A 25,872-nucleotide genomic window follows, 5' to 3' on the forward strand; every position below is an offset into this window, starting at 1 on the left:
GCTTCTTGCTTATGGCAGAGATATTTATTATATACTCAAACAGGTATTTTGTTAAAATTATTTAATAGATGTACTTAAAAGAAGCTTTGTCAAAAGCTTTTGAAGATAAAAAAGAAGCATATGATGAACTCAATCACTGTAAAGAAGCGATTGATTCATGGTACGAGAAATCGGACAGAACACCTTGGCTTTTTGGTAATGCAGGAAAAGAGTTGCCAAAGCATTCTTTATTCGGGCAAAGCTTTGGGGATCTCGAATCATATAAATCTGATCGTGATGATGCTTATAATGATATTCAGGATGTAAAAAATCGAATTGCTAATTTAAAGCAGGAGCAGCACGATCTTTTCCGCGAAATAGAAGAAATTAAAAATCAAATTGATCAAGTAAAATCCGATCGATCCAATATGTATAATTTAAAAAAACAGTATAACAAAAAAGATCTGAAAGATCAGCTTGATAATTTGCAGTTTTCAATTGATGAATTAAGCTCGCAAGTGCGCGAAATTTTAAAAAATAAGGAAGATTATATTTATCAAGAAAAAATAAAATGTGATTTTTCTAAACTAGAAGAAAACATAAATGAAATAAAAAAAGAAAAGATACAATATATAAAAAGTTTCGATTTTGAAGAAAACAAGCAAAAAAGAAAAAAAATGCATCGTGAAATTTGGCTAAAGCAAAATGCATAATCAGTGAATCAATAAATTGCGAGGAAATAAAATGGCTTGGCTGATTGGTTTCGGGGTCTTAGTGGGAGTAGTTTTTTTGGCCGGTGCAGCTAAAGGCGGGCTTCAAGGAGGAGGAGCAGCTGTTTTATTTCTTATTTTTGGTTTAATAGCACTTTTTGGAATTTTAGCAGTATTTGATTGACTTTTAAAAAAAATAGGCATCTGTGAGGGAGAACACGCTATCAGCGATTCCCGGCGAACTGAGCACAAACCGTTGATTTAGAAAGAAACACGCTCTTGACATCAACAAAATTTGCAAAATAGCAACCTATCTTTTCAATAGGTTAGCGTTCGCCGGGAATCGCTGACAAGCTATCATCCACAACAGGCACGTTATGGATGATGGTGTTCTGGTCTACGTTTAGGGATGACGCTCGCTGTTGGGCACGGTTTTAGCCTGTCCGACCACCTGCCCCACGGCACCCGACACCTGCCGTAATCGCTCATCGGTCAAATGCGTATACCGCTGCGTGGTCTGTGGGCTGGCGTGTCCGAGTAGATGCTGAACATCGTACAGGGTCGCTCCCGCATTCACGGCCAGCGACGCGAACGAATGACGCAAATCATGGATACGCAGATTCTCGATACCGGCAGCGGCCAGAATGCGCTTGAAACCCTTGATCGGATTATTCAGCGGCTGACCCTGGACCCGTCCTGGAAACACATAAGGATTGCCGGGGATCGGTGTCTGAGCGCGCAGAATGGCCAAGGCTTCAGGATTGAGGACGACATACCGCGACCGACCGCTCTTGGTCTCCGGCAAAAACAGCGATCCCCGCTCCAGGTCGACATGCTCCCATTTGGCCTGAAGTCCTTCCTCCTTACGAATCCCCGTCAACAGCAAAAACTTCAGCGCCGCGACGATGACCTGATTCGGCTCGGACTCCATCGCCGCGAACATCCGCCGTAGCTCATCCTCCGATAGATAGCGGTGACGCTGATTGTTCTCCTTGAACTTGGCGATGCCTTGACACGGATTCTTCTCCAGATAGCCCCACTGCACCGCCAGCTTGAACAGCTTCGAGAGCAGCGACAGATGACGGTTCGCGGTTGCGGGCGTTAGCGCCTCCTTGATCTCACCGTGATAGAGTTCCATCTCGCGTCGGGTCAGACTGTCGAGCTTGCGCGGACCGAACCGGGGCAACAGATGGACCCGCAGCTTGCTTTTATCGGCTCCCGCCGTCCGCTTGTGCTGCTGGGCATAGGGCAGGTACTCTTTGGAGCGCAAAGTCGGCGAAGGTCGGCATCGCCGGGCGGCAGTAGAAAATAGGGGTCTGACCCCTATTTCTCTCTTGGTGCCGCTACACCTGGGATTCTTCATCTACGCGGCTGCGCGAGGGGATTTCGTGTTGGGTGGACTCCAAGCCGTGTTCGAGACGGAACTGCATCGCTTGCTCGACGCCGTGATCTACGAAGAACATCGTTGCGCATTGGATCCAGGATGCACCGATGCAGGAGGGGCCTGCATGGCGTGCCTGCATGTAGGTGAGCCTTCTTGCCGATACTTCAATCGGTACCTGAGTCGATCGACGCTGTTTGGCCAGAACGGCTATTTGCGCAGAGGGTGAGCAGGTGTGTCGATTCCGTATCGTGGATTGCCTGTTAGGGGGCATCCCAGTGTTCAGGTCGCAGCGGTCTGAGCAACAACGGCTGACCAGCGAGGTCGGGGTTCGGGTCGCAGACACACCAACTCCGACTGACTCGGCGGCGTAGGCATCGCTTTCATGATCGATCTAGCCTGGATCCAATCCTGCGTGATCGCGCAAAACTACCGCTACTCGCGTCACGGCGACCGCGAGCGCCAGAACGACGCGCTCTCCTTGGATGACGTCGAACAGGCGCTTTTGAACGGCCGCATCATCGAACAATATGCCGATACCGGACGCGGTGAAAGCTGTCTGCTCGTCGGTTTCACTGACGCCGGAAAACCAGTGCATGTAGTCTGCGGCAGACTGGGGATAGCGCTGGTGATCGTAACCGTTTACATCCCCACGCCACCCAAGTTCAAGAATCCCTATGAGCGAGGCGCCTGACCATGGCCGAGCAATGCAGCTTCTGCGGCAATACACACCTGACGCCCAAGACGACCCGTTACATCCATCAGCAGAATGGAGAGCTACTGTTCGTCGAGCAGGTTCCCTGTCTCGAATGCGACTATTGCGGCGAGCAGTATTTCGAAATCGACGTCTTGAAGCAGATCGAAGCCGATCATCGCGCCATCGTCGAGCACCGCAAGTCACCGAGGAGGTTCGTACAAGTCGCTGTGCAAGAGTTCGAGACGGCGACCCGATGAGTCCGTCCGTTACTTCGCGGGGATGCCTGACCGCCTCGAATATCTGCGCCTTGGCGGTCTCCAGGTCGCAGACATCAATCGTCAAGGTTCGCATGATTAATTCCTCATTCAAGCCGTGCGGTCACGTCCGACCAGAAATCCGCTAATGAATGGACCATCGACTAAAGACGATGGGGCTCGCTCAAAAAAGAATCGCAAGCTGATGGAAGCGCTACAGGCCGAAGCGGATCGTATCGGCGAAGAGTTCGGAGTCTACAATGCTGCGCGCTCACAAGATCAAACTTGATCCAACCCAGGAACAGGCGACCTACTTGGCTAAGGCGTGCGGCGTTGCACGCCATGCTTACAACTGGGCGCTGGCCAAGTGGAAGGAGCAGTACGAGGCGGGCCTCCAGCCCAACGAGGCTGCACTGCGCAAGCAGTACAACGCCATCAAGCCGGTCGAGTTTCCGTGGGCGCTGGAAGTCACCAAGAACGCCCCGCAACAGGCGATCAAGAACGCCGGCACCGCCTTCAACAACGTCTTCCGTAAAGTGAAGGAGGGGAAGAAGGGCCGGGAGTGCGGCTATCCACAATTCAAGAAAAAAGGCCTTCGTGACTCCTTTCGCGCCGACAACGGCTCGCCCAAGAAAGGCGTGTCGGCTGTGCAGGTCGATGGCAAGCGCGTGAAGCTGCCCATCATCGGCTGGGTCAAGATGCGCGAGGAACAGCGCTTCTGCGGCTGCATCCAATCCGCCACAGTCAGTCGCCTAGCCGATGGCTGGTACATCTCCATCTTGGTCGAGACCGATGAGCGGCTACACCAGAAATCCACCGGAGTGGTCGGCGTGGATTTCGGCCTCAAGGCGCTGGCGACGCTCTCCACGGGCGAATCCATCCCAGGACCAAAACCGCACCGCAGACTGGACGGGCGTCTGCGCCGGCTCAATCGTTCCCTGGCCCGCAAGCGCAAAGGCAGCGCGAACTGGAAGAAAGCGAAAACCAAGCTCTCCAGACTGCACAAGCGCCTGGCTGACATCCGCGAAGACGCCTTGCACAAGCTCAGTCACCATCTGACCACGCCGTTCGATGTCATCGGCGATGAAGCAGGAAGAAAATAACAGAGAGTTGAGATTATCTGAGACTTTTCGGAGCGGAACGGGATGGACGTGCCAACAACTTTAAACGGCTATTTGGTGCCCACGGCAGGATTTGAACCTGCGACCTATCGCTTAGGAGGCGATTGCTCTATCCAGCTGAGCTACGAGGGCTTGAGGATGGGGACATTCTAGCGCAGGGCGGGCGCTCAGGCCATGGTGGTCTTTGGGACGCAGCACGCGCCAGTCGAGCAGGCATCAATCAGGTGGTCGCCGCTCTGCGCGCCGCCAACGATAGGCCAGATCAGCCAGATGGGTAACCAGCGCCCCGGTCAGGGCCAGACTCACCCAGCCCCACCAAGCCCCCACCAACGCTGCCCGCAACGCCAGCATCAGCAGAAAACCCGACAGCAGAAAGCCGATCAGATCCGAGGGCGGAAGCCCGCGCCCGGTGCGCCGGTGCACGAGGGCCAGCACCAGGCCCTCGACCACGATCAGCACCAGGATCAGGTCGATGATCCGACCGCTGGCAAACAGCTCGCTCAACGCGGCGACACCAGACCCAGCAGATGGGCCATGTCCTTGAAGAAGATGCGCAGATGGGCGCCGGGACGCGCCTTGACCAGACGCTTGTTCATGTAAGCCTCCCAGGTCAGATACTGGATGTCCGGGTCGGCGCAGAGACTGACAAACCGCTCGCGGCGCTTGTCGCTGGAATACCAGAAGCGCTGCATGATGCCCAGCACCCAGAACACCTTGCCGTGGTCCTTCATGAAGCGCTTGCGCGCCTGCTTGAGCGCCTTGGGATTGCCGGTGCGACAAAGCTCGTCGACCGCCTGCGCGGCGAGCCGTCCACCCATCATGGCGTAATAGATGCCTTCGCCCGAGGCCGGAGCGACCACACCCGCCGCATCGCCCGCGAGCAGGATGTCACGCCCGTTGTCCCAGCACTTGAGCGGTTCGAGCGGAATCGGCGCGCCCTCGCGCCGCAGGATCTCGGCGTCGGCCAGACCAGCGCGGCGGCTCAGCTCGGTGCAGGCCGAGCGCAGCGAGAAGCCGGGCACGGCGGTGCCGACGCCGACGCTGATGGTATCGCCGTGCGGGAAGACCCAGCCATAGAAATCCGGCGAGATGTCGCCCTGGTAGTAGACATCGCAGCGACTACCGTCGAAGCCTTCCGGGGTGCGCAGAATCTCGTGATAGGCCGAGACGTATTTGACCGTCTCATAGCCTGGAACATAGTGCTTGCCGACGAAGGAGTTGGCACCGTCCGCACCGATGATGGCTCGCGCGCGGATCTGCTCGCTCGGCGAATCGTTGCGGCCCTGACCCGGACGATAGACGACGATCGCTGTGCCATCCGTGTCGCGCTCGATCTTCTCGAAAGTCCCTGTGCGGCGGGTCGCACCGGACTCGGCGGCGCGCGTGCGCAGCCATTCGTCGAAGTGTTCGCGGTCGACCAGACCCACATAGCCACCCTCGATCGGCATGTCCACCTTGCGGTCGGCGGGCGAGATCATGCGCGCTGAGGTGACGCGGTTGGCCAGCACCGACTCGGGCAGCTCGAACTCACGCATCGCTTCAGGCGGGATGGCGCCGCCACAGGGCTTGATGCGCCCGGCGCGGTCGAGCAGGCACACGGAGCGGCCAGCCTTAGCCAGATCGTTGGCGGCGGTCGCGCCAGCCGGACCGCCGCCGATGACGACGACGTCGAAGGTTTCGAGGTTGGACATGGAGAATCTCGTTGCTGGAGCGTTCGTTCAGGATTGACAGGAAAGATGGAGAGCGCGCGATCCGCTGAGCGGTGCGCGCCTGTTTCCACCCGAGGTTCAGCCCGCCGTCATCAGCCCGCGCACGGCGAAGGCACTGATCATCATGCCGGTGACATAGACGGTCACGCCCAGTCCGCTGAACCAGACGGCGCGTTCGACCGGCTTGGCGAGGAAACGGACCATCAGGGCGACCTGGATCAGCAGCACCACGCCGACGGCGATGGCGTGGGTCGGCTTGTCCCAGGCAAAAAGCAGCGCGATCACGACCGCCTGCGGCAGACCCATGACGCTACAGGCCCACCAGGCCGCTTTGTCGACACCGAGCTGGACCGGCAGCGAGCGCACGCCCATCTGGATGTCGCCCTCGATGGCCTTGAAGTCGTTGAGCGTCATGATGCCATGAGCACCGAGACTGTAGAGCAGCGCCAGCACCAGGATTTCCCAGCCGGGTAGGGCGCCGCCGATCATGACCGCCGCACCCGTGATCCAGGCCAGCCCCTCGTAGGAGATGCCGGCGGCCAGATTGCCCCACCAGCCGTTGCCCTTGAAGCGGAAGGGCGGGGCGCTGTAGCCCCAGGCGATGGCCATGCCGATCAGCGCCATGCCGAACACCCAGGGACCGAGTACATAGGCCAGTGCCAGCGAGACCAGGGTCCAGATCAGCGACAGATACAACCCCCAGCGCCCAGGAATGCGCCCGGAGGGAATGGGGCGATCTGGCTCGTTGATGGCGTCGACATCACGGTCATACCAATCGTTGACGACCTGACTGGTGGCGCACATGAGCGGACCGGCAAGGACGATACCGGCGATCAGCAACCACCATTGTTGCAGGATCGGCGCACCGGAGGAGACCACGCCACAGGTGAAGGCCCACATCGGTGGGAACCAGGTGATGGGGTGCAGGACTTCGAAGATGGCCTTTGGCTCGGGATAGGTCCGGGTCGCGATGACCGTGGTCTGATTCATGCGGAAAACCTGTCTAGGTACGGTGTAGTCCATGCAGCGCTCGACGCTGAACGATCCGCGCCCGCTTGCAGGCGCGCCTGACGGTCCCGAGCGTTCGGTGATGGGGCGCGAGCACTGGCGGGCGTATCGAGCGTGGCAAAACGCTTTTTATGGTTCTTCAGTCGGCGTCTCGGCGGCATGGGCGTGATCCGCGACGATGCCATAGCGGTCGATTTTGACGTACAGACTTTGCCGACTCAAGCCCAGAAGTTCGGCGGCTGAGGCGCGGTTGTCGCCCGTGAGCGTGAGCGCGGCCTCAATGCACAGTCGCTCGATGGTATCGGTCGACTCGCGGACCAGTTCCTTGAGCGGCACGCGCCCGACGCGCTCGGTGAGTTGATCGAGCCAGCGCGTTTGTTCAGGACTGGTCGGCGGCTCGCTGTGCAGTCGGCGTCCGACGTCGCGGATGAAGAAGCCAAAATAGGGTCGCTCGCCATTGCGCACGGCGGCGGCCGAGATCTCGACATCCGTGGTGGTGCCGTACTCGCCGCGCAGCAGGGTCGCAAACAGCCGCACCGTGGTGTACTGGCGCAGATTGGCCATGAGCACGCTGAGATCGACTCCGGGACGCCCGAGCCAGCGGTCGAGCGATTCGCCGCGCGCCTGCTGCTCGGTGGCGATCTCGGCCAGACTCAGGAAGGTGGCATTGGCGCTCAGGATGCGGCCGTCGGCATCGGTGATGACCACGCCGTCCGGGGCGTCTTCGAGTACGCGCAGATAACGCGCCTTGGCGTCCGGCGGGGCATTGGACGCCGATTCGGCCAGGATCGGCGACAGACGCACCAGCAGGAAGGAGGCGTTTTCCTGACGCAGCAGCGAGGCCGAGACCAGGAACTCTTCCAGCTCATCGGCCAGACGTGCGCGCACGTCGTCAGCCCGTCCAGCCGCGCGCACGCCCGCCAGCAGACCATTGATGGCCTGGGTGCTCTCGGTGTCGAAGCCTTCGGGGAAGGGGCGACCGATGATGCGCGTGGGTGCCTCGCCCAGGAGCTGGCCGGCGGCCGGGTTGGCCTCGACCACGCGCTGGGTCGGCGCGTCGATGATGAGAATGGCCTCCGAGACCATGCGGAACAGCAGCCGGTAGCGCGTCTCGACCTGACGGAAACGCCAGTAGTCGCGCTCCAGGGCCTGCTGGGCGTCGATGAGCTGCTGCTGGAGCGCGGCCATTCCCTGGAGGTTGCGACCGACCGCGACGATGGGACCATCGTGGCCCTTGAGTCGCAGGGCGCGATACTGGATCGGGATCTCGGTGCCGCGCGCGCTGCGATGCGTGACCTGACGCCAGCGCGTGATCGGCTGGTGCTGGACATCGTCGAGCAGGGCTTCGATATTGGGGCGCGTGTCGAGCGAGACGGTCGTCAGCCACGTCTGGCCGATCCAGTCGGCGCCGAGGTCGGTGCGCAGATCGTCGCTGCCGAAGTAGACATCCTGGACCGTCCCGGCCGTGTCGAGGACGACGGCGACGTCGGCCATCCCCTCGATCAAAGCGGCCACCGTAGCGGCATCGAGGGAGCCGAGACTCTCATTCGGGGCTCTGAACGGACTCACGGCCACCGGACCCTCCACGGCCACATGGGCACACCCACGACTCTCCAGGCGCGCCGAGTCTCCACAGCCAGGGGCGCGATGGATTCCATAGCGGCGATCAGAGGCATCACCGGCCGCGATGGACATTCACCTCCAGTTTTCGTCGTCATTCAGCTTGGCTCGATACCTAGGCGCGTCAAAGCGTTCATCCGCGGTTCAGGCCGGCTCACTGGAGCGGATCCTTATTCCCTATAAGGAGCAGGGGATCGGGCAAACGCCAGAAGTGGAGCGGCTCCCAATCCGGGGCTTGCCCCCTATTGTGGTGGCTTGTTTCGGGTTGTCAAGTCAGGTTTACGTAAAGTTTGGTTGACGCATCAAGGAAAGCGGACTAGATTTCCACTGACGATTCAGTGAAGATCTAGGGGATCTTTCAACCGCATTTCGGCTCAAGCACAGCAGATGACCCAGCATTCAGCCTCACAGCCCCCGCGTCGGCCACTCTATACCCCGGAAGAGCGCCGGCGGCGGGACGAATCGTCATGGACCCTGGTTCAGGGGATCCTTGCGCCCGTGCAGTTCGTAGTGTTCCTGATCAGTCTCTATCTCGTGTTGCGCTATCTGGCGACCGGCGAGGGCTATCTTGCCGCGACCATCTCGGTCATCGTCAAGACCCTGGTGCTCTATACCATCATGATCACGGGGTCCATCTGGGAGAAGGTGGTCTTCGGCAAGTATCTGTTTGCCGAATCTTTTTTCTGGGAAGACGTCTTCAGTATGCTGGTGCTGGCGCTGCATACCGCCTATCTGATCGCGATCTTCACGCTCGACAGCCAGACTCAGATGTTCATTGCCCTGGCCGCCTATTCGACCTACATCATCAATGCCGGCCAGTTCCTGATCAAACTGCGCGCCGCCCGGCTCGAAGGGCAGCGTAAGGACAGCGCCCAGGACAGCGTGCTCGCTGGAGCGGCCGAATGAGCGCCCCTGAGATTCACTGCGAACAGGGGCAGCGTCAAGTCTTCTGCGGTCTATCCGGCATCGTCTGGCTGCATCGTAAGATCCAGGATGCCTTTTTTCTGGTCGTCGGTTCGCGCACCTGCGCCCATCTGCTGCAATCGGCCGCCGGCGTGATGATCTTCGCTGAGCCGCGTTTTGCGACGGCGATTTTGCAAGAGCGCGATCTGGCGGGGCTGGCCGACTGCAACCAGGAACTCGACCGCGTGGCCGCCGAGGTGCTGGAGCGCCGTCCCGACATCAAGACTCTGTTCCTGGTCGGCTCCTGTCCGTCCGAGGTCATCAAGCTCGATCTGGGCAAGGCCGCCGAGCGCCTGTCCGAAGTCTATCGCGGCCGGGTGCGGGTGCTCGACTATTCGGCCAGCGGGCTGGAGACCGCCTTCACTCAGGGCGAGGATGCCTGTCTCCAGGCGCTACTGCCTGAACTTCCGACCCGTCCGGCAGGCGAGCGGTCGCTCTTGATCGTCGGCACCCTGCCCGATGTGGTCGAGGATCAGTTCAAGCGGCTGTTCGACGAGCTGGGCATCGGTCCGGTCGAGTTCCTGCCGCCGCGTCACGCGACCGAGTATCCATCAGTCGGCAACGGCACTCTGATGCTGCTGGCCCAGCCCTTCGTGGGCGAGACGGCGCGCGTGCTCCAGAAACGCGGCGCGACCCTGCTCACAGCACCCTATCCGTTCGGCATCGAGGGCACGCTCGCCTGGCTGCGGGCCGCAACCGACGCCTGGGGCATTCCGGCCGAGCGACTGGAGGCGGTCACGGCGCCGGCCATCGCCCGCGCCGAAAAGGGGCTGGCCCGTCAGCGCGAACTCCTGGCCGGCAAGCGCATCAGCTTCCTGCCCGACTCACAGCTCGAGATCCCGATGGCGCGTTTCCTTCAGCGCGAATGCGGCATGGAGCTGGTCGAGGTAGCCACGCCCTTCCTGGATCGTCAGCTCATGGAGGCCGAGCTGCCCCTGCTGCCGTCGGACCTGCGTCTGACCGAGGGGCAGGATCTGGACCTTCAACTCGATCGCCTGCGCGTGGCACGGCCTGATCTCACCGTCTGCGGTCTGGGTCTGGCCAATCCGCTGGAGGCCGAGGGCCTGCGCACCAAGTGGTCGATCGAGCTGGTGTTCACGCCGGTCCATGGATTCGATCAAGCGGCCGATCTGGCCGAGCTGTTCGCGCGCCCGCTGGTGCGCGGCGCCTTGCTGAAGGTTTGATGACATGCAGTTGACACTCTGGTCCTATGAGGGACCACCCCATGTGGGCGCCATGCGCATCGCCGCCTCGATGAAGGGTGTGCACCTGATCCTCCATGCCCCGCAGGGCGACACCTATGCCGATCTGCTGTTTACCATGATCGAGCGCCGCGCCTCGCGTCCGCCCGTGAGCTATACCAGCTTTCAGGCGCGTGATCTGGGGCGCGACACCGCCGAGCTGTTCAAGACCACGGTCGAGGCGACCTATGAGCGTTTCAAACCGGAGCTGATCCTGATCGGCGAGTCCTGTACCGCCGAGCTGATCCAGGATCAGCCGGGCGCGCTGGCTCAGGGCATGGGGCTGCCGGTGCCCGTGCTGCCGCTGGAGCTGCCCGCCTATACGCGCAAGGAGAACTGGGGCGCGAACGAGACTTTCTACCAGATGGTTCGAGGCTTGCTCAAAAGCCGCGTGCCAGCACCCGGCACCGAGCGCGCACTGCGCGCCCAGGGTGCGCGGCCCAAGGCCAATCTGCTCGGCCCCACCTCGCTCGGCTACCGCTGCCGCGACGACATCCTCGAAGTGACGCGCCTGCTCGACTCGATCGGTATCGATGTCAACCTGGTCGCCCCGCTCGGCGCCTCGCCGGCCGATCTGCTGCGCATCCCTGAAGCCGACTTCAACGTCTGTCTCTATCCCGAGGTCGCCGATCAGGCCTGCGACTGGCTGCGCCGCAGCTTCGGTCAGCCGGTGGTCAAGACCGTTCCGATCGGCATCGGCGCCACTCACGAGTTCCTCCAGGAGGCGGCCCGCGCCGCCGGACTCGAAGTCGACACGACGCGCGAGCCAATCTCGTCTAGAATGCCCTGGTACTCGCGGTCCGTCGACTCGACCTATCTGACGGGCAAGCGGGTCTTCATCTTCGGCGATGCGACGCACGCGGTTGCGGCGGCGCGAATTGCGACCGAAGAGCTCGGTTTCACGGTCGTGGGCTTGGGCACCTATGCCCGCGAGTTCGCCCGCGAGATCCGCGAAGCAGCCAAGCGCTACGGCGTCGAGCCGCTGATCACGGACGACTACCTTGAGGTAGAAGCCAAGGCGGCCGAGTTGCACCCGGAACTGGTGCTCGGCACGCAGATGGAGCGCCACATCGCCAAGCGTCTGGGCGTTCCCTGCGCGGTGATCTCGGCGCCGGTGCATATCCAGGACTTTCCGTCCCGCTATGCGCCGCAGATGGGCTTCGAGGGCGCCAACGTCATCTTCGATACCTGGGTCCACCCGCTGATGATGGGTCTTGAGGAACACCTCGTGACCATGTTCCGGGAGGATTTCGAGTTTCACGATGGCGCGACGCCCTCACACTTGGGGCCGACGACCGCGCGCATGGGCCAGCCAGCGCCAGAGGCTCAGTCGGAGCCGACGGAGACTGCCGTCGTTGCCGATGGAGTTCTGGTATGGGCACCGGACGCCGAGCAGGAACTGAAAAAGATCCCGTTCTTCGTGCGTGGCAAAGCCAAGCGCAATACCGAGCGCTTCGCCGAAGAACGTGGGATCCAGACCATCACTGTGGAGACGCTCTACGATGCCAAAGCGCACTTCGGCCGCTGATCAGACGCGCCCCAATACCGCCGACGCGACACCGGTTCGCGTCGTCATCGTCAATCTCGATGGCCACTTGGCGGGAACGACGCAGCGCGCGCTACCCCAGGTTCAGCGTGATCTGCCGGGTTTGCAGTTGACACTGCACGCGGCGACCGAGTGGGCGGATGATCCGGCCTCGCTCGAACGCTGCAAGCAGGACATCGCTGAGGGTGACATCATCATGGTCACCATGCTGGTCATGGAGGATCACTTCAAGCCGATCCTGCCGGCGCTCGCCGCGCGGCGCGATGCGTGCGATGCCATGGTCGTCTGCATGTCGGCCTCGGAACTGATGAAGCTGACCCGCATGGGTGGCTTCAGCATGGACGGCTCCTCCAGCGGCGGTCCCATGGCGCTGCTCAAGAAGCTGCGCGGCAACAAGGAGCGCAAGCAGAGCGCCGGCGCGCAACAGATGTCGATGCTGCGCCGCATCCCCAAGCTGCTGCGTTTCATCCCCGGCACCGCGCAGGACGTGCGCGCCTACTTCCTGACCCTCCAGTATTGGTTGGCCGGTTCCGACGAGAACCTGGGCAACATGGTCCGCTTCCTCGTTGACCGCTATGCCAACGGCGAGCGTGCCCATCTGCGCGGCAAACTCAAGGTCGCCTCGCCGGTCGAGTATCCCGAGGTCGGTCTCTATCATCCGCGCATGAAGGGCCGCATCTCCGATAAGCTCGCCCAGTTGCCCGGTATCCAGGACGCGAAAAAGGGCCGGGTCGGTCTGCTGCTGATGCGTTCCTATGTGCTTGCCAGCAACACTGGCCATTACGACGGTGTCATCCAGTCGCTCGAAGCACGCGGTCTGCACGTCGTCCCGGCTTTTGCCAGTGGTCTGGACGCGCGTCCGGCGATCGAGAAGTTTTTCATGCAGGACGGTATCGCTACGGTCGATGCCGTGGTCTCGCTGACCGGCTTCTCGCTGGTCGGTGGTCCGGCCTACAACGACTCGCACGCCGCCGAGGAGATCCTCAAGCGGCTCGACGTGCCCTATCTGGCCACGCTCGCGGTCGAGTTCCAGACGCTCGATCAGTGGCAGGAGTCGGCCCAGGGTCTGCTGCCGGTCGAGGCGACCATGATGGTGGCTATCCCCGAGCTCGATGGCGCCGCCGGCTCGCTGGTCTATGGCGGCCGCAACGGTGGCGGCTCCGAGGACGGCGCGCGCGACATGCAGGCGCACAAGGAACGCACCGAGATGCTGGCCGCGCGTGTCGAGAAGCTGGTGCGTCTGCGTCGCGCCGAGCGCGCGCAGCGCAAGGTGGCGACGGTGCTGTTCAACTTCCCGCCGAACGCGGGCAATACCGGCACGGCGGCCTATCTCTCGGTCTTCGCTTCGCTCTACAACACCCTGGTGGCCCTGGATGCCGCCGGTTACAGCGTCGATCTGCCCGAAAGCGTCGATGATCTGCGCGAACGTATCGTCAACGGCAATGCCGCGCGCTACGGTGCTCATGCCAATGTGCATACGCGCATTCCGGTCGACGACCACGTCCAGAACGAACCCTATCTGGCCGAGATCGAGGCGCAGTGGGGTTCGGCGCCCGGCAAGCAGCAAAGCGACGGCGCTTCGATCTTCGTGCTCGGTGCGCAGTTCGGCAACGTCTTCGTCGGTATCCAGCCCTCGTTCGGCTACGAAGGCGACCCGATGCGCTTGCTGTTCGAGAAGGGCTTTGCGCCGACGCACGCCTTTACCGCCTTCTATCGCTACATCCGCGACGACTTCGGCGCCCATGCCGTGCTGCATTTCGGCACCCACGGCGCGCTCGAATTCATGCCGGGCAAGCAGGCCGGTATGTCGGGTGAGTGCTGGCCGGATCGCCTGATCTCGGATCTGCCCAACATCTATCTCTATGCCTCGAACAACCCCTCCGAAGGGACCATCGCTAAACGCCGTTCGGCCGCGACCCTGATCAGCTACATCACCCCGCCGATCGCCCATGCCGGACTCTACAAGGGGCTGATCGATCTCAAGGGTTCGATGGAGCGCTGGCGTTCGCTGCCGCCGTCCGAGGTTGATGAGCGTAAATCCCTGGCTGAGATCATCCAGGCCCAGGCCGCCGAGCTGGAACTGGCTGATCTGGAACCGGCCTGGACCGAGGCCGAGGTCGCCGCACGCATCACTAAGCTCAACGAAGACGTGCTGGAGCTGGAATACACCCTGATCCCGCACGGTCTGCATGTCGTCGGTGAGGCGCCGACTGAGGAGGAGCGGGTTGATCTGCTGATGGCGATCGCGGAGTCCACCAAGGACGTGCGCCCTGAGCACGCCGCGCTGGAAGCCCTGATCGCCGGTAAGTCGCCGGAGAAGGCACTCAAAGCCGGCAAGATGGCGACCTCCGAGGACAATGTCGCGCTCTTCCGCGAACTGGCCGAGATCGACCGCCTGCTGGTGCAGGACACCGAGATCCCGGCCATCCTGCGCGCGCTCGACGGGCATTTCATCCCGCCGGCGCCCGGCGGCGACCTGCTGCGCACCCCGGCGATCCTGCCGACCGGACGCAACCTGCATGGCTTCGATCCCTTCCGCCTGCCGAGCCTGTTCGCGGTCAAGGACGGTTTCAAGCACGCCGCGCTCCTGATCGAACGCCATCTGGCCGAGGGTAACGGCTTCCCCGAGACCATCGCCCTCGTGCTCTGGGGCACCGACAACCTCAAGACCGAGGGCGGTCCGATCGGTCAGGCGCTGGCCCTGATCGGCGCACGTCCGCGCTTTGACAACTATGGTCGTCTGGCCGGCTCGACCCTGATCCCGCTGGAGGAACTGGGCCGTCCGCGCGTCGACGTGGTCATGACGCTCTCGGGCATCTTCCGCGATCTGCTGCCGCTTCAGACCAAGCTCTTAGCCGATGCCGCCTATCAGGCCGCCAGTGCCGACGAGCCGGTTGAGCAGAACTTCATCCGCAAGCACGCGCTGGAATATCAGGCCGCCCACGATTGCGATCTGGAGACGGCGGCCCTGCGTGTCTTCAGTAATGCCGACGGCGCCTATGGTGCTAACGTCAACCACCTGATCGACAGCAGCACTTGGGACGACGAGGGCGAGCTGGCCGAGACCTACACCCGCCGCAAGAGCTTCGCCTATGGCCGCACGGGCAAGCCGGTGCAGCAGGCCGAACTGCTCAAGAGCTGTCTCGGTCATGTGCAACTGGCCTACCAGAACCTTGACTCGGTCGAGCTGGGCGTGACCACGGTCGACCACTATTTCGACACCCTCGGCGGCATCGCTAAGGCGGTCGGTCAGTACAAGGGCGATGAGGTGCCGGTCTATATCGGCGACCAGACGCGCGGCGATGGCGTGGTCCGTACCCTGGCTGAACAGGTGGCGCTCGAAACCCGCACCCGGATGCTCAATCCCAAGTGGTACGAGGGCATGCTCAAGCACGGCTACGAGGGCGTGCGTCAGATCGAAGTCCATGTCACCAACACCATGGGCTGGTCGGCCACCACCGGCCAGGTCGCGCCCTGGGTCTATCAGCAGTTGACCGAGACCTTCGTCCTCGACGACGAGATGCGCAACCGGCTCGCGGCGCTCAACCCGACCGCCTCGGCTAAGGTTGCCAACCGGCTGATCGAGGCCCACGAACGCAACTACTGGTCGCCCGACGAGGCAACACTCGAAGCGCTGCGACGCGCGGGAGAAGAATTGGAAGATCGGCTCGAAGGTGTGTTCCAGGAGGCGGCGGCGTGACGATGCAGTCATCATCCAGCGACATCCGTCTGCCCAGCCATCCGGACGGGGAGGGCAGCGTGCAGGTCCAGCTCGATCCGGATATGCAGATCGAGGGCGCGAAGGTCTTTGCCATCTACGGCAAGGGTGGCATCGGCAAGAGCACGACCTCCTCGAACCTGTCGGTCGCCTTCTCCAAGCTCGGCAAGCGCGTGCTTCAGATCGGCTGTGATCCCAAGCACGACTCGACCTTCACCCTGACCAAGTGTCTGGTGCCGACGGTCATCGACATCCTCGAATCGGTGAACTTCCATGCCGAGGAGTTGCGTCCGAGCGACTATGTCTACGAAGGCTACAACGGCGTGATGTGCGTCGAGGCCGGCGGTCCGCCCGCCGGTACCGGCTGCGGCGGCTATGTGGTCGGGCAGACGGTCAAGCTCCTCAAGCAGCACCATCTGCTCGAAGACACGGATGTCGTGGTCTTCGACGTGCTCGGTGACGTGGTCTGCGGCGGGTTCGCCGCGCCCCTGCAACATGCCGAGCGCGCGCTCATCGTCACCGCCAACGACTTTGACTCGATCTTCGCCATGAACCGCATCGCGACGGCGATCCGGGCCAAGTCCAAGCACTACAAAGTCCGGCTCGGCGGCGTGATCGCCAACCGCAGTCGCAACACCGACGAGATCGACCGCTTCGCTGAGGCGGTCGGACTCAAGCGTCTGGCCCATCTGCCGGATCTCGACATCATCCGTCGCAGTCGTCTCAAGAAGTCGACCGTGTTCGAGATGGAGCCGGAGCCGGATTCGGGTCTGGAAGAAGCGCAACAGCAGTATCTGCAACTGGCGCGGCAACTGCTAGACGGTGTCGAGCCGCTGGAGGCGCGTCCGATGGCCGACCGCGACATCTTCGATTTTCTGGGGTTCAATTGATGTCAGACGCCTCCTATCAAGAACGACGCGGCAAGATCGAAACCTATTTCGATCGCACCGCTGCCGACGCCTGGTCCAAGCTGACCTCGGACGCCAAGGTCAGCCGCATCCGCGAGACGGTGCGCGCCGGGCGCGACGACATGCGCCAGACGCTGTTGAGCTGGCTGCCGCAGGATCTGACCGGCAAGCGTCTGCTCGATGCCGGCTGCGGCACCGGGATGCTGGCGGTCGAGGCCGCGCGGCGCGGGGCCGAGGTGGTCGCCATCGATGTCGCTCCGACCCTGATCGAGATCGCCCGCGAGCGGCTGCCGTCCGATCTGGGTCCAGGCTCGGTCGATTTTCAGGCCGGCGACATGCTCGATCCGGCCCATGGTCAGTTTGATCATGTAGTCGCCATGGATTCGCTCATTCACTATCGTTCTGATGACGTGGTGAAGGTTCTGGCGGGTCTGGCCGCGCGCACCAGTGGTTCGATCGTTTTTACCTTCGCGCCGAGGACGATTCCGCTGACCATCATGCACGCGGTCGGTCAGCTCTTCCCGCGCAGCGACCGCTCGCCGGCCATCGAGCCAGTGAGCGAGAACAAGTTGCGCCGATTGATCGGCGCTGAATCCGGGCTGAGCGGTTGGCAGCCCGAGAGGACACGGCGCATCGCCGTCGGGTTCTATATGTCTCAGGGGCTGGAACTGATTCCGGCTTGAGGCACTGCGGTACGACGTCGCGATGTCGCTGTCCATCGCGGCGGTTGGGTGTGGGGGCCTTGGCGTGCTGTTTCGGCAGACCCAAGGCGTTGGAATCGAAAACTGTGTTTCGCTACGCTGGTCGTCCTGGATCCGTCCGTGCGCCTGGCGAATGGATTCTGGTCCACGGCGGTCACCGCGCATCGGTCTAGCCGGTCGTACCGGTTAGCTCATTACTCCTACGGAGGTTAACTCATGTCTGCTGCCATCACTGAATATATGGACGTCGCCCAGCTCACCATCTGGGCTTTCTGGTTCTTCTTCGCCGGTCTCATCATTTATCTGCGTCGTGAAGACAAGCGCGAAGGCTATCCGCTCGACTCCGACCGTACCGAGCGTTCCGGTGGTCGTGTCAAGGTCGTCGGCTTCCCCGATCTGGCCGATCCCAAGACGTTCGTCCTGCCGCACAGCGCGGGCACCGTCATGGCTCCGCGCGTCGAGGCTCCGACCCCGATCAATGCCAAGCCGGTTGCTCCCTTCCCGGGCGCGCCCTTCGAGGCCAACGGCGACCCCATGCTCTCCGGCTTCGGTCCGGCCGCTTCGCCCGATCGTTCCAAGCACTGTGACCTGACCTTCGAGGGTCTGCCGAAGATCGTGCCGATGCGCGTCGCTACTGATTTCTCGGTCGCCGAGAAGGATCCTGATCCGCGCGGCATGACTGTCGTCGGTCTCGACGGCGAAGTCGCCGGCACCATCACCGACATCTGGGTCGACCGCTCCGAGCCGCAGATCCGTTATCTGGAAGTCAAGGTTGCCGCCAACAACAAGCAGGTTCTGCTGCCGATCGGCTTCAGCCGCTTCGACAAGAAGGCGCGCACCGTCAAGGTTGCCGCCATCAAGGCCGCGCACTTTGCCAACGTCCCCACGCTGTCCAAGCCCGACCAGATCAACCTCTACGAGGAAGACAAGGTCTGCGCTTACTACGCGGGCGGCAAGCTTTACGCCACAGCTGAGCGTGCCGGTCCTCTGCTGTGAGGGAGTACGACTTCGAGCCCATTCCGGGCTTGCCCGAGCGCCTGCCTCCGGGGGAGGAGGTGCTCTGGCAGGGTTCGCCGAGCTGGAAATCTCTGGCTCGGCGGGCCTTTCATGTCCGTAAAGTGGCGATCTATTTCGGTGTGCTGGCCGTTCTGGCGATCGCTGTGGACGCCTCGGATGGTCTGACCCTGGCCAGTCTGATCCAGGGCTTGACCTGGATCCTGCTGCTGGCGGCCGTGTCCATCGGCGCCCTGACCTGGTTGGGGTGGTCGATGGGGCGTTCCAGCCTCTACACCATCACCAACAGGCGTGTGGTCATGCGCATCGGCGCCGCCCTGCCAATGATGATGAACCTGCCGTTCAAGCAGGTGCGCTCGGCGGATCTGCGCGTCTATGAAGACGGCACCGGGGACATTCCACTGCTCCTGAATCAATCGGCCAAGCCGTCCTATATGATCTTCTGGCCGCATGTTCGGCCCTGGCATTTCTCGCCGCCCCAGCCGATGCTGCGTGCCATTCCGGACGCGGCCAAGGTGGCCGGGATTCTGGCCGAGGCACTCAAGGGCTATCTGGAGTCAGCGGACGAGGAATCGAAGGCAAGTACGCTGGCGTCTAACTCCGCAGTGGACGAAGCGTCTCTGGCGTCCGGGACCTAAACCCTATCCTGATGAGGTCACTGAGTGAGTGATGCATTCGAGGGGCGCACCTTTCCAAAGGGCGTCCTGATCGCCGTTGCCGCCCTGTTGGGCTTCACCATCGTCATGATTGCTGTAGCGCGTCTGACCGGGTTCATGATGCCCCAGGCGCCGATCATGGCCGAGATCGAGTCGCGTGATATCAGCTTCGTCGAGCAGCCGGATGGCTCCATGGCCGTGCGTGATGCGGCCACGGACGACATCATCCAGATGCTTCCGCCCGGCGGCGAAGGCTTCGTGCGCGGCATGCTGCGTAGCCTGGAGCGTCAGCGCAAGGGCTACAAGGCGGATATCAGCGAGCCGTTCCATCTGGCTCGGCGTGAGGATGGAATGTTGACACTCGAAGACCCGGTCACGGGTATCCTGCTCGACCTGCGTGCTTATGGCGTGGACAACGAAGCGTCTTTCGCGGTGTTCATGCCTTCGGCACCTGTGCAGCGGTGAGGCCGATCGCTGAAGGCGGGCACGCCCCGGATTGGGCGAGTGCGCATCGGCACTGATCGCAAACGGCCCGTTCTCGGGCCGTTCTTCGCTATCTGAGGACGCCTGAGGCGTCTCAGCATCCTCTACGCCACCACGCCGACTACCTCCGAGACGCGGTTCAACGCATGGCTGATTACGGTTTCCCACTCCTCTTCGCGCTCGGACTCTGGTGGTTCAGCACAGGTGTCGTGCTCTATCTCGACAACCTGCCTGGACGCACCTTCCGCTGGACGCTCATGGGCGGTTCGATCGTCCTGGCCATCGCGATCTTCACCCTGATCGTGAGCAGCGCCTCGACCAGCGTGTTCGGTGCCTATGTCGCCTTCACGGCGGGCGTGGTGATCTGGGGCGTGATCGAGATGAGCTATTTCACCGGCTTCATCACCGGACCGCGCAAGACGCCCTGTCCGCCCGGCTGTTCGGAGTGGAAGCGCTTTGGACTGGCGATTCTGACCAGTCTCTATCACGAGCTCCTGATCCTCAGCACCGTGCTGTTCATGGTGCTGGCCACCTGGGGCGAGCCGAACAAAGTCGGCACCTGGACCTTCGTCGTGCTCTGGGTCATGCGCTGGAGTGCTAAGCTCAATCTCTTCCTCGGCGTGCCTAATCTCAACGAAGACTGGCTGCCCGAGCCGCTGCGCTATCTCAAGACCTACATGGTCAAGCGCGGCATGAATCTGCTGTTTCCGGTCTCGGTGACCCTCGCCACCATCGTCGATGTGCTGATCGTGCTGGAGGCGCGCTCGCCCGAGGTCATGGGCGCCTCGGCCGTGGGACTGATCCTGGTGGCCAGCTTGCTGGGGCTGGCGATCCTGGAACATTGGTTCCTGGTGCTGCCGCTGCCCGATGAGGCGCTCTGGGCCTGGGCACTGCCGGCGCATCAAAGCGAGCCCGATGGCCGGAATGCGTCCGAAGACGATACGGTGACGCATCAGCGCGTCGTTGCCTCATCCGGATAGCTGCTGCGCCACGAAGTGCTCGCGAGCGACGACCTGGCCGCCCTCGTTGGCTGGGAACTTTCTCCGTTTTGGCTGATACGCTGGAGCTTGAGGACGAGTCCCGATATACTCCTCGCTCGACATCTGGGAGCCGTCGCACCCCAGCGCTTGCGAACCATCCCGAGTTCATCCACCCTGGACGAACCCGCCCGGTCGAGTGATCGCCGGCGATTTTCTATTGGGTCGCGTGGCAATTTTGGCCGCTGCGTGGCCGCGATTCAGGGTCTTGTGTCGGGTTCGGCGATCGTGCGGGTTCCCGCTGTGAGCACTACAATGACAACGACTCAAACCGACTAAGGTGGGTGACAGACATGGCGCCTCCTCTCCCTACGAGCCTTCCACTGGAATTCCTCGAACGGCACGACCTTGCGGCGCCGGGTTGTCCGATGTCCTCTCTGGGATCGGCTGGAGACAAGCCCTTCACCCAGGTACAGTATCGCGAAGTCCTGGACACGCTTCGCCACGCTCCTGACGGTCATCTAGCCGTCTATATCCACGTTCCCTTCTGTCATGTGCGCTGTCTCTACTGCGCCTGTGACACCACGGTGACCCATAGTCTGGAGAAGGTCGACCAGTATCTCGATGCGCTCGAACGCGAGATGGACATGGTCACCGAGCACATCGGGCGCCGCCGCCCGATCCAGCAGCTCCATATCGGCGGCGGCACCCCGAACCATCTCAACGAGCCGCAACTGGCGCGGTTGATGGAGATCGTCGAGACCCATTTCGAACTCACTCCCGACTCCTGCGCCTCCATTGAGTGCAATCCGCGCCGGGCCTCAGTCGGTCAGCTCGAACTCATCCATGGTCTTGGTTTCGAGCGCGTCAGCTTTGGTGTCCAGGATCTCAACACCGATGTGCAGCGCGCCATCGGGCGGGTGCAGTCGCTCAACATGGTGCGCGATGTGTTTCTGACCGCGCGCCAGACCGGATTTCAGAGCATCAATCTGGATCTGGTCTATGGATTGCCGTTCCAGACCCCGCGCGGCTTTCAGGCGACCCTGGATCAGGTGCTGGATCTGGGCCCGGATCGCGTGGCCTGTTTCAGCTATGCTCACGATCCCGCCAAACGTCCCCACCAGCACGCGATCAATACGGCCCATCTGCCGACCCCTGCCGAAAAACTCGCGCTCTTCCATCGCGCGGTGCGTACCTTCACCGAGGCCGGTTATCGCTGGGTCGGGCTGGATCTGTTCGTGCTCGAGGATGATGAACTCTATGATGCGCAGGTCGCCGGGCGGCTCTACCGCAACGCGCTCGGCTATACCACGCGTCCGGATCGGCAGGTGCTGGCGTTTGGGCCGAGCGGCACCGGTGAGATCGCCAATGCCCTGATCCGCAACGAAACCGATCTGCGTGTCTGGCAGATGCGGTTGAACAATGGTCAGTTCCCCGTGGCTTGGGGCCGGCGTCTGGATGAAACCGACCGGCGCCGGCGTCAGGCTTTGCTTCATCTCATGTGCAATCTTCAGCTTCCGGCCAGCTCGGCCGCCGATCTCGATCACGAATACGAACAGCTCTGCCGCAAGGCCGAACAGGGGTTGGTCGAGGTCTCGGAGGAGGGCATTCGGGTCACGCCCCAGGGGCGTTATATCCTGCATGGTCTCTGTTCCGATCAGGACGATCTGATCGATTGCAACAGTAGTCAGTGGCGTTTCAGGATGTCCTCGTGAGTCAAACAGACAATCATGGCCGTATCGGCCCCAATGCCATCATCCGCGTCTTCGAGGCACTGAACGAACAGCGTGGTCGCACGGTTGCCGAGGCCGTGTTCGAGCGGGCTGGTCTGGGGGCCTATCTCGACGCGCTCCCCGAGGCCATGGTGCCCGAAGAAGAGGTTATCGCGCTGCAACAGGCGCTGCGCGATGAACTCGGGATTGCGGAAGCGCGTGAGATCGCGCGCGATGCCGGGCGGCGCACTGGCGATTATCTGCTTGCACGGCGGATCCCGCGTCCGGCTCAGGCGCTGCTCAAAATCCTGCCGGCGAAGTTGGCCAGCCGCACTCTGCTCAAGGCGATCTCGGGCAATGCCTGGACCTTCGTCGGGACCGGGCAGTTTGCGGTCAAGTCAGAGAGTCCGCCGCAGATCGAGATCACGCATTCGCCGCTCTGTCGCGGTACCATGGCCGATGAGCCGCTGTGCGACTTCTATGCCGGCACTTTTGAACGGCTGTTCCGGGTGCTGGTGCATCCCGACTCGGTCGTCACCGAGACTGCCTGTCAGGCTACGGGCGATCCGAACTGCCTGTTCGAGGCGCGTTGGTCATAGCGCGTCGCTCGATTCTGCACGATTCACGCTGGTTGAACGATCCGGGGCCGGTTCTCATCACCGATGGGGACCGGCTCGGGGCGGATGCGTTCGCGCATCAGGTCGCTGAGCGCGCGGCCGCGTTCATGGCGTGCGGCCTGAGACCCGGACAGGTCGTGATGGTGCCTGACTCGCCTGCTTTCGATCTGACTCTGACGATACTGGCGCTTGGCCGGATCGGTGCCGGAGTCTTTCCCTATCGTTCCGGCCTCGACCCGGCTGAACGTCTGGCACTGGCGGATCTGGCTGGGGTCGAATGGCTGTGGAATCCTGATTCAGCCTCCTTGATGCCGGCTTCGGCTACGACCCAGGTAACGGACGTCCCACCCGAATCAAGCGCCGCACTCCTGATCAAGACCAGCGGCAGCAGTGGTCATCCCCAGATCGTCATGCACGACTATGCCGGACTGCGGGCCTCGGCCAGCCGTGTCAATGCGCGGCTTGGTGTCACGGCTGAGTCGACCTGGCTCTGTTGTCTCCGGCTCAGTCATATCGGTGGCGCGGCCATTCTCTATCGCGCGGCGCTCGCGGGTGCGCGTCTGCGGCTGCACGATGGCTTCGACGCGCCGACTGTGTTGCGCGAGTTGGAGGCGTATGGCGTGACCCATGTCTCGCTCGTGCCGCCGATGCTGGCGCGTCTGCTGGATCTTGGAGGGCGGGCGCCGCCGAGTCTGCGCGTGGTGCTGGTGGGAGGACAGGCCCTGAGCCGTCCGCTGGCCAAGCGTGCCTTAGCGGCTGGCTGGCCGATCCAGCTCACCTATGGCATGACCGAGACCGGATCTCAGATCGCCACCAGTGGAGCACTCGCGGCGGAGGACGGCGGGCTGGATACCAGTCTCGTCGGTACGCTGTTGCCCGATGTCGACATCGAGGCACCCGACTGTGACGCACCGACCGCGCGTCTGCGTATCCGTGGACCCATGCTGATGCTCGGCTATGCCAATCCTGAACGTCAGCCGGGGCAGGGGCTGGATGAGGGCGGTTGGTTCGAGCCGGCCGATCTCGGCTGTCTGACGGGTGAGGGTCGATTACGGATATTAGGACGCGCCGACGATATCTGCGTGATCGGCGGAACGAATGTGTCGCTGACCAGGATCGCGCACGCCTTACAGGAGGCGTCTGGCGTGAGTGAGGTGCAGATCGTCGCCGGCTCTGACCCGGTTTGGGGACACCGACTGGTGGCGGTCTATGCCGGCGCGAGCGACGATACCGAACTCGCTAACTGGTGCCGAGTCCATCTGAGCGGCCCTGAATGCCCACGCGCCTTTATCCGGCTGAAACGGCTGCCGTTGCTCGACTCGGGTAAATACGACCGCGCCAGGATCGCGGCCTTGGTTCGGGATCAGAAACGATTTGGTGAAAACTGAATGCCTTCAAGGATGGAGCGATCAATTCGCCATCTCATTCGTCTCCCGCGTAGCCTCTTCGATCAACGCCTCGGAGACCCCGCGTTTCTTCAGCGCCGCGATCAGTCGAGCGGTCTGGCCAAAGGTGTAGCGTTCCTCGTCGTGCCGCAGTCCGTCGCTCACATACCATTTCAACAGGGCTTGATATCCGGAGAATCCCCGTAGCGGGGCAATCTCCTTGAGCGACTCAACCACGTCCACCGGGATACGCAGGGTTATGCTGGTCATGGGCCGATCCTTGCTCAGACGGGTCTTGATGCGATCATGGATGCTCATGGGCGCGTCTCTCCTCTTGGGTCGCGCGGCGGGCTGATATCAGGCAGATGGCGTCATCGGCCAGTTCGATATGCACTACGAACAGCAATCGTCCCGTCTCGTCGTACCCAATGATGGCGTCGCGGATCTCGTTGTTGCGGCTGGCATCGACCAGGCGAAAGAACGGATCGAAGAACACCGTGGCCGCTTGCTCGAACCTGATCCCATCGTGGTGGATCGGATTTGCGGCCGCCTTGCGCGCGTCCCACACGAAGGATAGGCCGTTGAGTTCGTAGTGAATGTCCATGCTCGGCACTCTAGCAAGCGCATTGACTTTGTCAATACATCTATAGCGTTCGCGGCTTCATGGCGGTTGTGCGCCGTGATTGACAACAGCCTTACCGGCATCAAACATGCCCATGAGACAACTGATAGCACTGGCCCAACCAAGCCGGTCGTAGCGTCTAGATGGGTTCTCGTTTTCTCCGCGCACTGATCCAGCGATTTCCAACGCCAAATACTGAAGCATCCAGACCCCATGCCCCCGCTGAAAAAGATCATCGAAGACTCCGACACTCGCGCCGGCCGCGCCTTCGATCTCAGCATTCAGGCGCTGATCGTGTTATCGCTTGTCGCGTTTTCCGTGGGCACGCTGCCCGGTCTTCCCGAGACCATCCGAATCACATTTTACGTGTTCGAGGTCTGTTGCATCCTCATCTTCACGGCTGAGTATCTGGCCCGGATCGCGGTGGCCGACAAGAAGCTGTCCTACATCGTCTCCTTCTTCGGCCTGATCGATCTGCTCGCGATCCTGCCGTTCTATCTGATGACCGGCCTGGATCTGCGCGCGGTCCGGGCGTTTCGGCTCCTGCGTCTGGTGCGTGTCCTGAAGCTGGCCCGCTATAGCGCCGCCGCGCGCCGCTTCCACAAGGCCTTCCTGCTGGCCAGGGAAGAGCTGATTCTGTTCGTTCTGGTCGCCTCGATCATGCTGTATCTAGTACCGCGCACTGTGAATTTTCGGGATAATCGCTCATCACTCTCCCACTGCCTGATTGTGAGTTGCCGCCCATGGCCCGTCCTGCCCCGTTGATTGAGCTACCCCCTGAACCACGCACCGTCCTGGAAGGTCTGGCGCGAAGCCGCGAAACCGCCCACAGCCTGGTGCAGCGGGCGCA

Annotated in this window: 26 protein-coding genes and 1 tRNA gene; 19 read left to right on the plus strand and 8 right to left on the minus strand. The window is 61.8% G+C overall.

What is annotated here, in order from left to right:
• Positions 1-68 precede the first annotated feature (68 nt).
• Both GJ668_RS16855 and GJ668_RS16860 read left to right on the plus strand, forming a co-directional pair.
• Entirely contained in the window at positions 69-692 is a 624-nt protein-coding gene (locus tag GJ668_RS16855; RefSeq protein WP_155451296.1) for a hypothetical protein, read from the plus strand.
• 31 nt (positions 693-723) lie between these two features.
• Positions 724-873 (plus strand): hypothetical protein, encoded by a 150-nt coding sequence (locus GJ668_RS16860; RefSeq protein ID WP_155451297.1) that lies wholly within the window; start codon positions 724-726, stop codon positions 871-873.
• A 219-nt stretch (positions 874-1,092) separates the two neighbouring features.
• Here GJ668_RS16860 and GJ668_RS16865 read toward each other — a convergent pair whose 3' ends face one another.
• A complete protein-coding gene (locus tag GJ668_RS16865) occupies positions 1,093-1,959 on the minus strand; it encodes a tyrosine-type recombinase/integrase (RefSeq protein ID WP_186343163.1) in 867 nt (288 codons plus the stop codon).
• 496 nt (positions 1,960-2,455) lie between these two features.
• Here GJ668_RS16865 and GJ668_RS16870 point away from each other — a divergent pair, with 496 nt between their 5' ends.
• The 3 genes from GJ668_RS16870 to GJ668_RS16880 all read left to right on the plus strand — a co-directional run bounded on the left by GJ668_RS16870 (position 2,456) and on the right by GJ668_RS16880 (position 4,124).
• Positions 2,456-2,764: a DUF4258 domain-containing protein gene (locus tag GJ668_RS16870; protein ID WP_155451299.1), complete on the plus strand. Its 309-nt coding sequence runs from the start codon at positions 2,456-2,458 to the stop codon at positions 2,762-2,764.
• A 2-nt stretch (positions 2,765-2,766) separates the two neighbouring features.
• Positions 2,767-3,024, plus strand: coding sequence for a YgiT-type zinc finger protein (locus GJ668_RS16875; RefSeq protein ID WP_155451300.1), 258 nt, complete (start codon positions 2,767-2,769; stop codon positions 3,022-3,024).
• Between the two features lie 257 nt (positions 3,025-3,281).
• Complete coding sequence (locus tag GJ668_RS16880) at positions 3,282-4,124, plus strand: RNA-guided endonuclease InsQ/TnpB family protein (RefSeq protein ID WP_155451301.1); 843 nt, start codon at positions 3,282-3,284, stop codon at positions 4,122-4,124.
• A gap of 73 nt (positions 4,125-4,197) precedes the next feature.
• Here the strand turns inward: GJ668_RS16880 and GJ668_RS16885 are convergent.
• The 5 genes from GJ668_RS16885 to ppsR all read right to left on the minus strand — a co-directional run bounded on the left by GJ668_RS16885 (position 4,198) and on the right by ppsR (position 8,428).
• A tRNA-Arg gene (locus GJ668_RS16885) sits at positions 4,198-4,274 on the minus strand.
• An 84-nt stretch (positions 4,275-4,358) separates the two neighbouring features.
• Positions 4,359-4,646, minus strand: a complete 288-nt coding sequence (locus GJ668_RS16890; protein ID WP_155451302.1) for a hypothetical protein — start codon at positions 4,644-4,646, stop codon at positions 4,359-4,361.
• Entirely contained in the window at positions 4,643-5,833 is a 1,191-nt protein-coding gene (locus GJ668_RS16895; RefSeq protein ID WP_155451303.1) for a geranylgeranyl diphosphate reductase, read from the minus strand. Before GJ668_RS16895 ends, GJ668_RS16890 begins: the two co-directional genes overlap by 4 nt.
• Before the next feature lie 96 nt (positions 5,834-5,929).
• Complete coding sequence (chlG, locus tag GJ668_RS16900) at positions 5,930-6,841, minus strand: chlorophyll synthase ChlG (RefSeq protein ID WP_155451304.1); 912 nt, start codon at positions 6,839-6,841, stop codon at positions 5,930-5,932.
• 147 nt (positions 6,842-6,988) lie between these two features.
• Complete coding sequence (ppsR, locus tag GJ668_RS16905; RefSeq protein WP_186343164.1) at positions 6,989-8,428, minus strand: transcriptional regulator PpsR; 1,440 nt, start codon at positions 8,426-8,428, stop codon at positions 6,989-6,991.
• Positions 8,429-8,866: 438 nt separating this feature from the next.
• On the opposite strand from ppsR, the gene bchF reads away from it, so the two are divergent.
• The 13 genes from bchF to GJ668_RS16970 all read left to right on the plus strand — a co-directional run bounded on the left by bchF (position 8,867) and on the right by GJ668_RS16970 (position 24,403).
• Positions 8,867-9,385: a 2-vinyl bacteriochlorophyllide hydratase gene (bchF, locus tag GJ668_RS16910; protein WP_155451305.1), complete on the plus strand. Its 519-nt coding sequence runs from the start codon at positions 8,867-8,869 to the stop codon at positions 9,383-9,385.
• Positions 9,382-10,626: a ferredoxin:protochlorophyllide reductase (ATP-dependent) subunit N gene (locus GJ668_RS16915; protein WP_155451306.1), complete on the plus strand. Its 1,245-nt coding sequence runs from the start codon at positions 9,382-9,384 to the stop codon at positions 10,624-10,626. The genes bchF and GJ668_RS16915 overlap by 4 nt, the downstream gene beginning before the upstream one ends.
• A gap of 4 nt (positions 10,627-10,630) precedes the next feature.
• Complete coding sequence (gene bchB, locus GJ668_RS16920) at positions 10,631-12,211, plus strand: ferredoxin:protochlorophyllide reductase (ATP-dependent) subunit B (RefSeq protein ID WP_155451307.1); 1,581 nt, start codon at positions 10,631-10,633, stop codon at positions 12,209-12,211.
• A complete protein-coding gene (locus tag GJ668_RS16925) occupies positions 12,186-15,929 on the plus strand; it encodes a magnesium chelatase subunit H (protein ID WP_155451308.1) in 3,744 nt (1,247 codons plus the stop codon). Before bchB ends, GJ668_RS16925 begins: the two co-directional genes overlap by 26 nt.
• Before the next feature lie 2 nt (positions 15,930-15,931).
• On the plus strand, positions 15,932-16,837 hold the full coding sequence (gene bchL, locus GJ668_RS16930) for a ferredoxin:protochlorophyllide reductase (ATP-dependent) iron-sulfur ATP-binding protein (protein ID WP_155451309.1): 906 nt from the start codon (positions 15,932-15,934) through the stop codon (positions 16,835-16,837).
• Positions 16,837-17,538: a magnesium protoporphyrin IX methyltransferase gene (gene bchM / locus GJ668_RS16935; protein WP_155451310.1), complete on the plus strand. Its 702-nt coding sequence runs from the start codon at positions 16,837-16,839 to the stop codon at positions 17,536-17,538. Before bchL ends, bchM begins: the two co-directional genes overlap by 1 nt.
• Before the next feature lie 234 nt (positions 17,539-17,772).
• Entirely contained in the window at positions 17,773-18,552 is a 780-nt protein-coding gene (puhA, locus tag GJ668_RS16940) for a photosynthetic reaction center subunit H (RefSeq protein ID WP_155451311.1), read from the plus strand.
• The gene (gene puhB / locus GJ668_RS16945; protein WP_186343165.1) at positions 18,549-19,208 is read left to right on the plus strand and encodes a photosynthetic complex putative assembly protein PuhB; all 660 of its coding nucleotides are present in this window, start codon (positions 18,549-18,551) and stop codon (positions 19,206-19,208) included. The genes puhA and puhB overlap by 4 nt, the downstream gene beginning before the upstream one ends.
• 24 nt (positions 19,209-19,232) lie before the next feature.
• Entirely contained in the window at positions 19,233-19,691 is a 459-nt protein-coding gene (gene puhC / locus GJ668_RS16950; protein WP_186343166.1) for a photosynthetic complex assembly protein PuhC, read from the plus strand.
• A 164-nt stretch (positions 19,692-19,855) separates the two neighbouring features.
• Positions 19,856-20,689, plus strand: coding sequence for a putative photosynthetic complex assembly protein PuhE (gene puhE, locus GJ668_RS16955; RefSeq protein ID WP_155451312.1), 834 nt, complete (start codon positions 19,856-19,858; stop codon positions 20,687-20,689).
• A 425-nt stretch (positions 20,690-21,114) separates the two neighbouring features.
• Complete coding sequence (gene hemN / locus GJ668_RS16960) at positions 21,115-22,401, plus strand: oxygen-independent coproporphyrinogen III oxidase (protein WP_155451313.1); 1,287 nt, start codon at positions 21,115-21,117, stop codon at positions 22,399-22,401.
• Complete coding sequence (gene bchJ, locus GJ668_RS16965; RefSeq protein WP_186343167.1) at positions 22,398-22,997, plus strand: bacteriochlorophyll 4-vinyl reductase; 600 nt, start codon at positions 22,398-22,400, stop codon at positions 22,995-22,997. Before hemN ends, bchJ begins: the two co-directional genes overlap by 4 nt.
• 32 nt (positions 22,998-23,029) lie before the next feature.
• On the plus strand, positions 23,030-24,403 hold the full coding sequence (locus tag GJ668_RS16970; RefSeq protein WP_155451314.1) for an AMP-binding protein: 1,374 nt from the start codon (positions 23,030-23,032) through the stop codon (positions 24,401-24,403).
• Positions 24,404-24,424: 21 nt separating this feature from the next.
• On the opposite strand, the gene GJ668_RS16975 is transcribed toward GJ668_RS16970, so the two are convergent.
• Both GJ668_RS16975 and GJ668_RS16980 read right to left on the minus strand, forming a co-directional pair.
• Positions 24,425-24,718 (minus strand): hypothetical protein, encoded by a 294-nt coding sequence (locus GJ668_RS16975; RefSeq protein WP_155451315.1) that lies wholly within the window; start codon positions 24,716-24,718, stop codon positions 24,425-24,427.
• Positions 24,705-25,004, minus strand: a complete 300-nt coding sequence (locus tag GJ668_RS16980) for a BrnT family toxin (protein ID WP_155451316.1) — start codon at positions 25,002-25,004, stop codon at positions 24,705-24,707. The genes GJ668_RS16975 and GJ668_RS16980 overlap by 14 nt, the downstream gene beginning before the upstream one ends.
• A 231-nt stretch (positions 25,005-25,235) precedes the next feature.
• On the opposite strand from GJ668_RS16980, the gene GJ668_RS16985 reads away from it, so the two are divergent.
• Entirely contained in the window at positions 25,236-25,787 is a 552-nt protein-coding gene (locus tag GJ668_RS16985; RefSeq protein ID WP_155451317.1) for an ion transporter, read from the plus strand.
• The last annotated feature ends 85 nt before the right edge of the window (positions 25,788-25,872 follow it).

Origin of the sequence: Allochromatium palmeri (assembly GCF_009720725.1) — a bacterium.
GTDB lineage: Bacteria > Pseudomonadota > Gammaproteobacteria > Chromatiales > Chromatiaceae > Thermochromatium > Thermochromatium palmeri.

Coding starts and splice junctions, on each gene's coding strand:
- GJ668_RS16855 (WP_155451296.1), top strand. CDS start 69: ATGTACTTAAAAGAAGCTTTGTCAAAAGCTTTTGAAGATAAAAAAGAA.
- GJ668_RS16860 (WP_155451297.1), top strand. CDS start 724: ATGGCTTGGCTGATTGGTTTCGGGGTCTTAGTGGGAGTAGTTTTTTTG.
- GJ668_RS16870 (WP_155451299.1), top strand. CDS start 2,456: ATGATCGATCTAGCCTGGATCCAATCCTGCGTGATCGCGCAAAACTAC.
- GJ668_RS16875 (WP_155451300.1), top strand. CDS start 2,767: ATGGCCGAGCAATGCAGCTTCTGCGGCAATACACACCTGACGCCCAAG.
- GJ668_RS16880 (WP_155451301.1), top strand. CDS start 3,282: ATGCTGCGCGCTCACAAGATCAAACTTGATCCAACCCAGGAACAGGCG.
- GJ668_RS16895 (WP_155451303.1), bottom strand. CDS start 5,833: ATGTCCAACCTCGAAACCTTCGACGTCGTCGTCATCGGCGGCGGTCCG.
- chlG (WP_155451304.1), bottom strand. CDS start 6,841: ATGAATCAGACCACGGTCATCGCGACCCGGACCTATCCCGAGCCAAAG.
- bchF (WP_155451305.1), top strand. CDS start 8,867: ATGACCCAGCATTCAGCCTCACAGCCCCCGCGTCGGCCACTCTATACC.
- GJ668_RS16915 (WP_155451306.1), top strand. CDS start 9,382: ATGAGCGCCCCTGAGATTCACTGCGAACAGGGGCAGCGTCAAGTCTTC.
- bchB (WP_155451307.1), top strand. CDS start 10,631: ATGCAGTTGACACTCTGGTCCTATGAGGGACCACCCCATGTGGGCGCC.
- GJ668_RS16925 (WP_155451308.1), top strand. CDS start 12,186: ATGCCAAAGCGCACTTCGGCCGCTGATCAGACGCGCCCCAATACCGCC.
- bchL (WP_155451309.1), top strand. CDS start 15,932: ATGCAGTCATCATCCAGCGACATCCGTCTGCCCAGCCATCCGGACGGG.
- bchM (WP_155451310.1), top strand. CDS start 16,837: ATGTCAGACGCCTCCTATCAAGAACGACGCGGCAAGATCGAAACCTAT.
- puhA (WP_155451311.1), top strand. CDS start 17,773: ATGTCTGCTGCCATCACTGAATATATGGACGTCGCCCAGCTCACCATC.
- puhE (WP_155451312.1), top strand. CDS start 19,856: ATGGCTGATTACGGTTTCCCACTCCTCTTCGCGCTCGGACTCTGGTGG.
- hemN (WP_155451313.1), top strand. CDS start 21,115: ATGTCCTCTCTGGGATCGGCTGGAGACAAGCCCTTCACCCAGGTACAG.
- GJ668_RS16975 (WP_155451315.1), bottom strand. CDS start 24,718: ATGAGCATCCATGATCGCATCAAGACCCGTCTGAGCAAGGATCGGCCC.
- GJ668_RS16980 (WP_155451316.1), bottom strand. CDS start 25,004: ATGGACATTCACTACGAACTCAACGGCCTATCCTTCGTGTGGGACGCG.
- GJ668_RS16985 (WP_155451317.1), top strand. CDS start 25,236: ATGCCCCCGCTGAAAAAGATCATCGAAGACTCCGACACTCGCGCCGGC.